The following is a 10,584-nucleotide window of genomic DNA, read 5'->3' on the forward strand; positions in this document are numbered from 1 at the left end:
CGCGGCGGCGGACACGAGGCGGTCGAGGTCGGTGATGCTGGTGCTCATGATTGCTCCCGAGTGGTCGCAGGCGGTCAGGTGAAGCGGATGCCGAGCCCGACATGGTCGGTCTCGGTGAGGGCGCCGTTGTGGATGCGGACGGGCGAGGGGTCCCGCAGGGCGTCGAGCTCGCCGAAGCCGGCGTCTTCGACGTCTTCGACGAGCGGATCCGGCACGCCGGGGACACCGCGCAGGCACAGCGCCAGCTGTCCCGAGAGCTCCGGCAGCAGGTGCGGATGCACGGCGGCACCGTACTCGGCCGCGACGGCGGCGATCCCCAGAAACGGCGTGATGCCGCCGACGCGCACGACGTTCGGCTGCACGATCTGGGCGGCTCCGGTGCGCAGGAAGTCGTCGAAGCGGAAGACGTTGTGCAGATTCTCGCCCACGGCGATCGGGATGCGGCTGGTGGCGGCCAGGCGCTCGGACAGGGCGATGTGCCCGGCCAGGTCGTCGGCGCGCAGCGGCTCCTCGATCCACGCCGGCGCCACCTCGGCGAGCACCTCGAGGTTCCGCGTCGCGCGGTCGAGGTCCCAGCGCTGATTCGCGTCGATCATGAGCGCGCGGTCGGGCCCGAGTACCTCGCGCACCGCACGCATGCGGTCGAGGTCCTCCGCGACGTCGGGCTTGCCGACCTTGACCTTCACGGCGTCGAAGCCGGCATCCACCCACCGTCGCGCCTGGGCGACGAGATCGTCGATCGGGTAATGCAGGTTCACGCCGGAGCCGTAGGCGCGGGCGCTGCGACGCTGCCCGCCGAGGAACCCGGTGAGCGACGTGCCCCGCTCGCGCGCCGCCGCATCCCACAGCGCGAGGTCGAGCCCGGCCATCGCGATGGTGGTGACCCCGCCGCCGCCGGCCTCGTGGAGGTGCTGCCACAGCGCCAGGGACTCCGAACCCGGGTCTGCCGAACGCCCGCGGGCGAAGGCGGCGACGTCGTTCGCGAGCATCGCGTGCACCGCTTCGGCGCCGATCTGCGGCGTCCACGAGAAGCCCCAGCCCTCCGCTCCGTCCGAGCGCACCACGTGCGTCTCGACGACACCGACGGAGGTGACTTCGGCGCCCCACGGGCGCGTCAGCGGCACCCGGATCAGCCGGGTCTCGAAGGTCGCGACGGTCGGATGCTCCTCCGCCGCAGCGACCGCGGTCACAGCAGGGCCCGTCCGGCCTCGAGGATCTCGGCCAGGCGCTCCTCCTGGGCGGGCGAGGGGTCGACGAGCGGGGCGCGCACGCCGCCGACCGGCATCCCCGACAGCCGCAGGCCCGTCTTGATGAGAGAGACGCCGAAGCCGGGGGTCTCGTCGCGCAGCGCGACGAGCGGGCGGAAGAACCCGTCGAGCAGCTGCAGGCGGCGGTCCTCGTCGCCGGCGATGTACGCACGGTAGTGGGCGGCGGCGACCTCGGGGATCATCGCGAACGCCGCCGAGGAATACAGCGGCACGCCGATGCCGCGGTACGCCCCCTGGGTGAGCTCGGCGGTGAGCAGGCCGTTGAAGAAGGCGAAGTCGTCGCGGCCCTCCTCCGCGACCGCGCGCACGATCAGCTGCGCCGTGCCGATGTCGCCGGCCCCGTCCTTGAAGCCGATGACCTTGGGATTGCGCGCGAGGTGCCGCATCGCATCGACGGAGTACTGCGCGTTGGCGCGGTGGTAGACGACGACGGGCAGATCGGATGCCGCCGCGATCGCCTCGACGTAGGCGATCAGGCCCGCCTGCGGTCCGCCGACGAGGTACGGCGGGAGGACGAGGAGCGCGTCGGCTCCCGCATCCGCAGCCGCGCGTGCGACCCCGATCGCGTGGCCGAGCGGACCGCCGGCGCCCGCGACGACGGGAACGCGCCCGGCGACCGTCTCGACCGTGGACCGCACGACCTGCGCGGCCTCATCCGTCGACAGGGCGTGGAACTCGCCCGTGCCGCACGCCGGGAACACCCCGCCCGGGCCGTGCTCCATCGTGGTGCCGACGTGGCGCCGCAGCAGCTCATCGTCGACGCGGTCGTCGGCGTCGAAGGGCGTGACGGGGAAGAAGAGGATGCCGTCGAAGGCGATTCCGGTGCTCACGCGGCGGTGTCCTTTCGGGAGTCGGGGGACGATCCCGCGGCGCGGGCGTCCGCGGCGGCGAGTTCGTCGCGCCAGGTGCGGGTGGGGCGCCATCCGATCAGGCGCGCGGCCTTCGCGCTCGTGAACGCCGGGGTCGTGCCGACAAGGCCCGCCGCGACCTCCTCGGTTCCGGGGTGGAAGCGCGGCACGAGATCGCACAGCGGTTCGCGAGCGAGCGCGTCATCGGCGCCGACGAAAAAGGTCTCGGCGTTCGGGATGTCGCCCATCGCGGCCAGGAGCACGTCGACGAAGGCGGCGACGTCGCGGGCGTCGACGTAGTTGAACACGGCCGGCGCCGACAGCGCCGGATCGTCGAGGCGCTCGCGCACGGTGTGCCCCTGCTGCGTGAGGGCTCCCTCCCACTCCTCCGGCGCGATGACGTAACACGGCCGGAACGCCGCGAACCGCGTCGCGTCGCCGGTCTGGCGCGCGAGCATCGCCGCGGTCTGCTCGGCGAGCAGCTTCGACAGGGCGTAGGCGTTCCACGGCCGGGGCGGCGTGGACTCGTCGAGGGGCATCGACGGCGGCACCCATCCGGTGGGGGATCCGTAGCCGAGCACGGTGGGGCTCGACGCGGTGACGATCCGCGGCACACCGGCGGTGACGGCCGCGGACATCGTGTTCAGGGCGAGCGCGGCGTTCGTGCGCAGGATGACGTCTTCGGGTGCGCTGAAGGGCACGGCGATCGCGGCGAGGTGCACGAGCGCGTCGGCCCGCGCATCCGCCACCACCGCGGCTGCGGCGTGGGCGTCGGTGAGGTCGACGGCCGCCTGCGTGACCGCGTCCCGCGAGGTCAGCTCGACCGCATCCGAGACCTCACGATCGAGCGAGACGATCTCGTGTCCGGCATCAGCCAGACCGGCCACGAGCGAGCGCCCGAGCCGGCCGGCGCCACCGGTGACGACGATGCGCGTCACGCCGGCACCGACTCCGGGCTCGCGGCGAGGAAGCGGATGCCGAGGTCGGCCACACGCACCGGCATGCCCGTCGCGAGCGACCGGTTGCCGGCGATGCCGACCGAGATGGAACGCACACCGTCGCGCCAGTCGGCGGGACGCTGGAGCGGGTCGTCGCCGGGGCCCTCGAACACGTCGGCCAGCAGCAGCCGGTCGCCGCCGCCGTGCCCGCCGGCGAGGTTCTCGATCGCGACCTCGGTCGCGGCCTCCCAGTGCCGTTGCACCAGAAGGCGCTCGCCTTCGGGGCGCAGCGATCCGGAGGTTCCGGCGTCGACGGCGCTGGGGTCGAGCACCGGATGCAGGCCCTCGTCGGCGAGCACCGCGCCGCGCTCGACGACCTCGAGCTCCACGCGTCCCTTCGTGCCGTTGACGGCGACGCGGTAGCCCTCCCACGGCGCGTGCGCGTTCAGTGAGTAGCTGAGAGTCGCGCCGGAGGCGTAGTCGACCACGAGCGCGAGATTGTCCTCGATGGTGATCCCCTCGCCGAACACGTCGCGGTCGCGCAGGTATCCGTCGTGCTCCTCGGCATCGAAGTACAGGGCCTTGAGGTTCGCGTCGGCCCGCAGGTCGAGTTCGAAGGCGCCGGCGTCGTCGTGGCTTCCGCGCGGAGCGCGTGCGCCGAGCCCGCGCGCGTCGGCGTTCTCCGCACCGTAGAAGCGCAGCCCGCCCGACGCGTAGACGCGGGTGGGGACGGACCGGAGCCACCAGTTGACGAGATCGAAGTGGTGGCTGGACTTGTGCACGAGCAGGCCGCCGGAGTGCTCCTTCTCGCGGTGCCAGCGGCGGAAGTAGTCCGCGCCGTGCTTGGTGTCGAGCATCCAGGAGAAGTCGATCGAGGTGATCTCCCCAATCGTGCCCTCCTGCAGGATCTGCCGCAGCGCACTGTTGCGCGGGGAGTAGCGGTAGTTGAAGGTGATGACCACGTCGCGTCCGGTGCGGTCGATCGCATCCTCGATCGCGGCGGCGCTGGCGGCGTCGATCGTGAGGGGCTTCTCGACGACGACGTCGGCACCGGCATCCAGCGACCGCACGATGAGCTCGGCGTGCAGGTCGTCGCGCGCGCAGACGATCACGCGGTCCACCTGTTCTGCGGCGATCATCTCCTCCAGGCGATCGGGGGAGTAGATCAGCGGCGCGGGCTTGCCGCTCTCAGCGACGCGGTCGGCGTGGAACTGCGCACGCACCGGGTTCGGCTCGAGGATCGCCACGAGCGAGGCGCGGTCGGCGTAGGTCGTCGTGATCGCGTCGACGTACATCTGGGCGCGCGCGCCGGCGCCGGCGAGTGCGTAGCGGAGGTGGGTCATCGATGGCTCCTCAGGAAACGTTTTCTCAGTGTAACACGCATGGCCGTCGTGCTCCTATGCGGTGGATGCTGGCGGCCGCTCAGGACGGGGCGGGTCCCGTGCTCTCGCGCAGCGCGACGACGGGGCGGAGCCAGTGCGCGGCGGGCTCCGCCGGAGCGCCGGTGAGCAGATCCTGCATGGCCTCCCACGCGCGTGCGCCGAGGTCTTCAGCCGGCACCGCCGCGGTGGTGAGGGTGGGCGAGGTCCAGCGCGAGAACGGGATGTCGTCGAACCCGGTCACCGAGAGGTCTTCGGGGATGCGCACGCCATCGCGTCGCAGCACTCCCATGACCCCCATGGCGACGAGGTCGTTGTAGGCCAGCACGGCGGTCGCGCCCGAGGCGCGCACCTCCGGCGCGACCCGCGCACCGCTGTCGACGTCGACCCCGCACGGGAGCTGCGTGATCTCCACCTCGGCGTGCGCGTCGGCGAACGCGGTGATCGCGTCGACGCGCGCGGCGTTCGATGCGCTGCGCGGATTGCCGGAGAGGAAGACATAGCGACGGTGACCGAGGCCGTGCAGGTGGGTGAGGATCTCCGCGAAGGCGGGCCGGTAATCCGCCCCGACCACGGGAGCTCCGTCGACGTCGCGGTTGACGACGACCACCGGTGACAGCTCGCGCAGCGACGCCGCGAGGGCGTCGTCATCCATGCGCGGCGCGCACAGCACGACGCCGTCGGTGCGGCGTCGGGTCGTGAGGGCGAGCACCCGCTCCTCGTCGACCGATTCGGCGGAGTCGGCGACGAGCACGTGGTAGCCCGCGGTTCCGGCCGCGCGGCTGAGTCCGCGCAGGATCTCCTGGAACGTCGGGTTGCCGAGATCGGGCACGACCACGGCGATCGTCTGGGTGCGGCCGAGGACGAGGCTGCGGGCGAGGGGGCTGGCGGAGTAGTCGAGCTCGGCAGCCGCGGCGCGCACGCGCTCGGCCATGGCCGGGTCGACGGTGACATTGCCGTTGAGCACGCGTGACACGGTCGACAGCGACACCTCCGCCTTCGCGGCGACGTCGGCGATGGTCACCCGTTTCGGTGGGCGCGGCATGCGGCCTCCTCTCGCTCGCGCCACTCTATCCGCCCGGGAAACGTTCTCCCATGTCGGCGGCGGCGGCCGGCCGTGAACAGCACAGGAGATTCGGCGCGCAGCAGGCCTGTCGGCGCGGCTTCAGCCCGATTCGACGCGGATCTCCTGTGTTGTTCACCGCGAAGACGCCTCGCCAGGTAGCTCGGGCAGCGGGCGGCAGAGGTCGATGCAGGCGAGAGCGGGCAGCGGCGAGTGGCGGCTCGCCGGGTGGGCCGCGGACAACACAGGAGATTCCGGTCGGGGCGCAGTGTGTCGGCAGGTTTCAGCTCCCGGGCGCCGCGGATCTCCTGTGTTGTTCACCGGGGCTGACGGTGTCGACGAGCTGGTGGCGCCGGGGAGGTCAGGTGCCGGCGGGGTCAGGGGCGGGGTGGCGTGCTGCCGCGCACGACCACCTCGACGGGCAGGGGCGGCTGGGAGGCGTCCCACTCCTCGTCGACGGTGGCGTGCAGCGCGCGGTAGCCGAGCTCATCGAGCGGCACATGCGCGGTCGTGAGGCCGGGCCGGATGTCGCGGCCGGTGGCGATGTCGTCGAAGCCGGCGACGGCGATGTCGGCGCCGACCTCGCGCCCGGCATCCCGCACCGCCGACATCACGCCGATCGCGACGACGTCGCTGATGCCGAAGATGACCGTGCCCGGGGGCACCTCATCGTGCAGGAGCGCCTCGGTGGCGGCGTACCCGGCGTCGCGGGTGAAGCCGCCGCGAACGACGCTGCGGATGCGCCCGCCGGCACCGGTGAAGCCGTGGGTGAACCCCGCGATGCGGTCATCGGAGGTCTGGATGCCCTCGCGCGCGCCGACGATGACCGCCTCGCGGTAGCCGAGTTCGCGCAGACGTGCGCCGAGCGCGCGGGCCCCGCCACGGTTGTCGACGGCGACCGAGCGGATGCTGTCGGGTGCCGGACCGAGCATGACGACCCGTCCGCCCATGCCCTGGAACGCCTCGAGCTCGGGGTCGAGTCCCGCGGCGTCGGGGCCGGTCGTTCGGGAGGCGGCCAGGATCAGGCCCCGCGGGCGCTGACCGCGCAGCGCGCGGACGAGCGAGACCTCGCGCGCCGGGTCGCGCTCGGTGATGGCGATCGTGACGACCAGGCCCGCCTCGTCGGCGCCGCGTGCGACACCCGAGGCGAGTTGGCCGAAGTAGGGGTCGGCGATGTCCGCGACGAGCAGCGCGACGACGGCGGAGGTGCCGCGTGCCGTCGCCTGCGCGGAGAGGTTCGCCGTGTAGCCGAGGCGCTCAGCGGCCGCCTCCACCTTCTCGCGGTAGCTCTCGGCGACCTTGCGCGTGGAGCCGTTCAGCACCCGGGAGGCCGTCGCCAAGGACACCCCTGCCTCGCGGGCCACGTCGTGCAGGGTGGCCGCGCTGCGGGCGGTCGAGGGTGTTCGGGTCACGTGCAGGATTCTAGGGGCTCGCCCGCGCAGGATCAGGCGGGAACGACCGCGGGAAGGTGCGGCGTGACGGCAGCCGTGAAGCCGTCGGAGGTGCGTCGCACGGCTTCGGCCGGGTCGGTCGCCCACACGTCGGCGTTGAAGATCTCCACCTCGATGTCGCCGGTGTACCCGGCATCCACGACGGCGCGCGTCATCGGCCCGAAGTCGATGACGCCGTCGCCCGGGTAGTGCCGGCTCAGCAGCACGTCGGCCGGAAGCGGCGTCTTCCAGTCGCACACCTGATACGTCGCGATGCGTCCCTCGCGACCGGCGCGTTCGATCTGCGGGAGCACATCCGGGTCCCACCAGATGTGGAAGGTGTCGACGGTCACGCCCACCACGGACGGGTCGAAGTCGTGCGCGATGTCGAGCGCCTGGCCGAGCGTCGACACGACGCAGCGATCGGAGGCGTACATCGGATGCAGCGGCTCGATCGCGAGGGTGACACCCGCTTCGGCGGCGTGCGGAGCGAGCTCGCCGATGGCATCTCGCACGCGCTCGCGAGCGCCGATGAGGTCTCGGGAGCCCTCGGGCAGACCGCCGGCGACGAGCACCAGCACCGCGGTGGATCCCTCGGCTCCCGCCGCGGCGAGCGTGGCGGCCTCCTCGACGGCGAGCCGGTTGTCGTCGAGGGATGCGCGGCGAGCGGGGCCCTCGGGCATCGTGAAGAAGCCGGACCGGCAGTGTGTCGTGAAGCGCAGCCCGGAGTCGGCGAGCATCGACGCGGCCGTGGTGAGGCCCACCTCCTGCACCGGTTCGCGCCACAGCCCGATCGCGGGGACGCCCGCACCGGATGTGGCCGCGAGCGCCGTGGCGAGGTCGGCGTGCTTGAGGGTGCCCTGGTTGATCGACAGGCGCGGATCGACGCTCACGCGATCACCCCCGGAACGTCGACGCCGTTCAGGCGCAGCATCCCGTGCCATCGGATGGCGGCCAGCTCGGGCCGCTCCAAGGCGCCGGAGGCGTTGGCGAGCTCGACGATGCGGGACAGGTGCGGCAGGCTGCGCGCGGAGTGGAGTCCGCCGACCATCTGGAAGGCCGGCTGGTGGCCGTTCAGCCACGACAGGAACGCGACCCCGGTCTTGTAGTAGAACGTCGGCGCGGCGAAGACCTGGCGGCTGAGCTCCTCGGTGGGCTCGAGGATCTCGCGGTATCGAGCGCCGTCGCCGGCGTCGAGCGCCTGGATCGCGGCGGAGGCGACCGGGGTGATCGCCGCGAACGCGCCGAGGAGCGCGTCGGAGTATCCGCGTTTCGTCTCGGCCGCCCCAGCCGATGCCTCTCCGGCCCGCCCGTCTCCGGCCTCCCCGGTCGTTGAGCGAGCAGAGCCAGACGAAACGTCGCCCGTCGCAACGTCCGGCATGTCCGTCCCGCCGATGAGGCCGACGTAGTTGAAGTCGTCGCCGGTGAACATGCGCACGCTCTCGGGGAGGCGCTCTCGCACCGACACCTCGGCGTCGGCGTCGAGCAGGCTCATCTTCACCCCGGCGACCTTGTCGGTGTTCTCGCCGATGATCTCCAGGAGCACCTCGGACGCCTCGCGCCAGTCGGCCGACCCGCTTGTACTGAGCTTGGTCGAAGTGAAGTACCCCTCGAGGGTCGGGTCGAACGCGGTGCCGAGCCAGTGCAGCACGACCGGCACCTGCGCCGCGCCGAGCACCTCGCGGTACACGCGGCGGTAGTCCTCGGCCGAGGATGCGGCGCGCGCCAGATGGCGCGACGCCATCAGCACGGGAGCGGCGCCCTGCTCCTCGGTGAAGGCCAGCTGAGACCGGTACGCGTCGATCACCTGGTCGAGGGAGATGTGCTCGTCCTCGACGTGATCGGTGTTGACGCCGACGACGACCGATCCGCCCTCTTCGCGCGCGGTCTGCGCCGTTCGCGCGATGAGTTCGCGCACCGCGGCGGCGTCGAGGCCCATGTTCCGCTGGGCGGTGTCCATCGCGTCGGCGACGCCGAGGCCCCAGGAGTAGACCGAGCGGCGGAAGGCGAGCGTCGCATCCCAGTCGATCTCGGCGGGCCGCCCCGGGGTGTTGTCGGCGTGCACGAGCGGCACGACGTGCGCGGCCGCGTACGCGAGGCGGCTGCGCAGTGGCGTTGTGGGCTTGGTGAATCCGGATGCTTCGCGCAGCGCGACCTGCGAGGTCGACCCGGCGGCATCGAGCAGAGTGAGGTGGGTCATACGTCAGTCCAGGCTCAGGGCGGGCAGCTCGACCTTGCGGCCCTCGCGGCTGGATTCCAGGCCGGCCTCGGCGAGGAGCACGCCGCGTGCGCCGGAGAGCAGGTCGAACGCGTAGTCGGTGCCGAGCACGTACGACTCCAGGAACTCCTCCCACTGCTGGCGGAAGCCGTTTTGGAACACGTCGTTCGTCGGAACGGCGGCCCAGTCCGCGTCGTAGTCGTGGTCGTCGGCGAGGTCGGGATTCCACACCGGCTTCGGGGTGGCGTTGCGGTGCTGGATCTTGGCGCCGAACAGGCCCACAACGGCCGAGCCGTGGGTGCCGTCGACGTGGAACTCGACCAGCTCGTCCCGGTTGACCCGCACGGTCCACGACGAGTTGATCTGCGCGACGATGTTTCCGTGCTCGGGGTCGCCCTCGAGCTCGAAGATGCCGTAGGCGGCGTCTTCCGCGGTGGCGGTGTAGTGCTCGCCGTTCTCGTCCCAGCGGTCGGCGATGTGCACGGCCGCCTGGGCGTAGACGCTCTTCACCTCGCCGAACAGGTTCTCCATGACGTAGTTCCAGTGCGGGAACATGTCGACGATGATGCCGCCGCCGTCTTCGGTGCGATAGTTCCAGCTCGGACGCTGCGCGGGCTGCCAGTCGCCTTCGAAGACCCAGTATCCGAATTCGCCGCGCACCGAGAGGATGCGGCCGAAGAAGCCCGAATCGATGAGGCGCTTCAGCTTCTGCAGGCCCGGGAGGTAGAGCTTGTCGTGCACAACGCCGGTCTTCACGCCGGCTGCCGCGGCGAGCTTGGCCAGCTCGAGTGCTTCGGCCGCGGTCTCTGCGGTCGGCTTCTCGGTGTAGATGGTCTTGCCGGCCGCGATCGCCTTGCGGAGAGCCGCCGAACGCGCCTTGGTGACGAGGAAGTCGGCGTAGATCTCCCAGCGGGGGTCGGCGAGGGCCGCGTCGAGGTCGGTGGTGTAGTCCTCGATGCCGTGCTTGTCGGCGAGGTCGGCGAGCTTCGCCTCGCTGCGGCCGACCAGCAGCGGCTTGACCGTGACCTTCGTGCCGTCGGAGAGCACGATGCCGCCCTGGTCGCGGATCGCGAGGATCGAGCGCACCAGGTGCTGCCGATACCCCATGCGTCCGGAGACGCCGTTCATGATGATGCCGATCTCGCGGACGGCCGGGCGGACCTCGGCCTGGGGCGGGGCGATCGTGGTGTCGGTCATGCGATCCTTCTCTCTCGTATCCGGCGACGTCACGGTCGCGGAAAAGCCGGGGAACCCCGAGGGGTAAACGCTTTCCCCAGTGTGCCACGCCCCTGTCTGCCACGCAAGCGCTTTCCCGTGCGTGGCCACGCCGCCCCGCGCCGCCGCCGCCCCAGGCCGCCCACCCCGGCCCGCCGCCCACCCCGGCGCCGTCCCAGGCCGCCCACCCCGGCCCGCGCCGCACGCCGCCCCGCGCCGGCCCGC

At 72.0% G+C, this 10,584-nt stretch carries 9 protein-coding genes; all 9 read right to left on the minus strand.

Translation table 11 applies throughout. The features are described 5' to 3' along the window. Positions 1 to 74: 74 nt before the first annotated feature. Positions 75 to 1,190: a mandelate racemase/muconate lactonizing enzyme family protein gene (locus B3S45_RS13230; protein ID WP_286721155.1), complete on the minus strand. Its 1,116-nt coding sequence runs from the start codon at positions 1,188 to 1,190 to the stop codon at positions 75 to 77. After that, the gene (locus tag B3S45_RS13235) at positions 1,187 to 2,086 is read right to left on the minus strand and encodes a 5-dehydro-4-deoxyglucarate dehydratase (protein WP_194385589.1); all 900 of its coding nucleotides are present in this window, start codon (positions 2,084 to 2,086) and stop codon (positions 1,187 to 1,189) included. Before B3S45_RS13235 ends, B3S45_RS13230 begins: the two co-directional genes overlap by 4 nt. A gap of 8 nt (positions 2,087 to 2,094) precedes the next feature. Continuing rightward, entirely contained in the window at positions 2,095 to 3,054 is a 960-nt protein-coding gene (locus tag B3S45_RS13240) for an NAD-dependent epimerase/dehydratase family protein (RefSeq protein ID WP_286721157.1), read from the minus strand. Further along, the gene (locus B3S45_RS13245) at positions 3,051 to 4,397 is read right to left on the minus strand and encodes a Gfo/Idh/MocA family protein (protein WP_286721159.1); all 1,347 of its coding nucleotides are present in this window, start codon (positions 4,395 to 4,397) and stop codon (positions 3,051 to 3,053) included. Before B3S45_RS13245 ends, B3S45_RS13240 begins: the two co-directional genes overlap by 4 nt. 79 nt (positions 4,398 to 4,476) lie before the next feature. Further along, entirely contained in the window at positions 4,477 to 5,478 is a 1,002-nt protein-coding gene (locus B3S45_RS13250) for a LacI family DNA-binding transcriptional regulator (RefSeq protein ID WP_286721161.1), read from the minus strand. Positions 5,479 to 5,873: 395 nt separating this feature from the next. Further along, positions 5,874 to 6,908: a LacI family DNA-binding transcriptional regulator gene (locus tag B3S45_RS13255; RefSeq protein ID WP_286721163.1), complete on the minus strand. Its 1,035-nt coding sequence runs from the start codon at positions 6,906 to 6,908 to the stop codon at positions 5,874 to 5,876. Positions 6,909 to 6,940: 32 nt separating this feature from the next. After that, on the minus strand, positions 6,941 to 7,870 hold the full coding sequence (locus B3S45_RS13260; protein ID WP_414683093.1) for a sugar phosphate isomerase/epimerase family protein: 930 nt from the start codon (positions 7,868 to 7,870) through the stop codon (positions 6,941 to 6,943). Continuing rightward, entirely contained in the window at positions 7,816 to 9,126 is a 1,311-nt protein-coding gene (locus B3S45_RS13265) for a dihydrodipicolinate synthase family protein (RefSeq protein ID WP_071044962.1), read from the minus strand. The genes B3S45_RS13260 and B3S45_RS13265 overlap by 55 nt, the downstream gene beginning before the upstream one ends. A gap of 3 nt (positions 9,127 to 9,129) precedes the next feature. Continuing rightward, a complete protein-coding gene (locus B3S45_RS13270) occupies positions 9,130 to 10,341 on the minus strand; it encodes a Gfo/Idh/MocA family protein (RefSeq protein ID WP_071044961.1) in 1,212 nt (403 codons plus the stop codon). Between the last annotated feature and the right edge of the window lie 243 nt (positions 10,342 to 10,584).

Source organism: Microbacterium sp. UBA1612, from assembly GCF_002321605.1.
GTDB lineage: Bacteria > Actinomycetota > Actinomycetes > Actinomycetales > Microbacteriaceae > Microbacterium > Microbacterium luteum.

What these genes read in the sequence shown, in the direction of transcription:
- B3S45_RS13245 (WP_286721159.1), bottom strand. Translation starts at nt 4,397, where the DNA reads ATGACCCACCTCCGCTACGCACTCGCCGGCGCCGGCGCGCGCGCCCAG.
- B3S45_RS13250 (WP_286721161.1), bottom strand. Translation starts at nt 5,478, where the DNA reads ATGCCGCGCCCACCGAAACGGGTGACCATCGCCGACGTCGCCGCGAAG.
- B3S45_RS13260 (WP_414683093.1), bottom strand. Translation starts at nt 7,870, where the DNA reads ATGGCACGGGATGCTGCGCCTGAACGGCGTCGACGTTCCGGGGGTGAT.
- B3S45_RS13265 (WP_071044962.1), bottom strand. Translation starts at nt 9,126, where the DNA reads ATGACCCACCTCACTCTGCTCGATGCCGCCGGGTCGACCTCGCAGGTC.
- B3S45_RS13270 (WP_071044961.1), bottom strand. Translation starts at nt 10,341, where the DNA reads ATGACCGACACCACGATCGCCCCGCCCCAGGCCGAGGTCCGCCCGGCC.